This is a genomic window from Shimia sp. R9_3 (genome assembly GCF_017743755.1).
Classification (GTDB): Bacteria; Pseudomonadota; Alphaproteobacteria; order Rhodobacterales; family Rhodobacteraceae; genus Shimia.
Genome location: NZ_JAGHRP010000036.1, coordinates 1 through 576, shown reverse-complemented (window position 1 = coordinate 576; position 576 = coordinate 1). Strand labels below are relative to the sequence as shown.

Annotated in this window: 1 pseudogene; it reads right to left on the bottom strand. The window is 53.1% G+C overall.

The features are described 5' to 3' along the window. Positions 1 to 576, bottom strand: a pseudogene (locus J7412_RS21765) (hypothetical protein); the annotation flags it as partial.

Genomic DNA, 576 nt, shown 5'->3' with positions numbered 1-576 from the left:
TGGTACTTCGATGGATCTTCGCCTGAGTAATACCATGCGTCGCATCTTCCCAAGTCAGACGCGTGAAAGTGTCATCCTGCGAGAAACTCACCTCTGCAAGTGCGACATCGACAAGTTCCAGACGATTGGCCCCCTCGCCGTCATTGATGTAAACTGTGCCACCGGCAGAGATCAGACGGTATGTGTCATTGCCCCCCTGACCGAAGAGATCAGAAGTGCCACCTCGATAGGTCGCGGTCAAAACATCATCACCTTCACCGCCAAACAATATGCGCGCACCTGTTGCGGAACCGGTCAAAATATCATCGCCCGAAGTGCCTGACAGGCGTACACCACCGCTTCCAAAACTGATAAGGCCAACAGTCGACCCATCAGCGAATACGAATTCTTCGAAATTGGTACTTCGATGGATCTTCGCCTGAGTAGTTCCATGCGTCGCATCTTCCCATGTCAGACGCGTGAAAGTGTCATCCTGCGAGAAACTCACCTCTGCAAGTGCGACATCGACAAGTTCCAGACGATTAGCCCCCTCGCCGTCATGGATGTAAACTGAGCCACCGGCAGAGATCAGGCGGT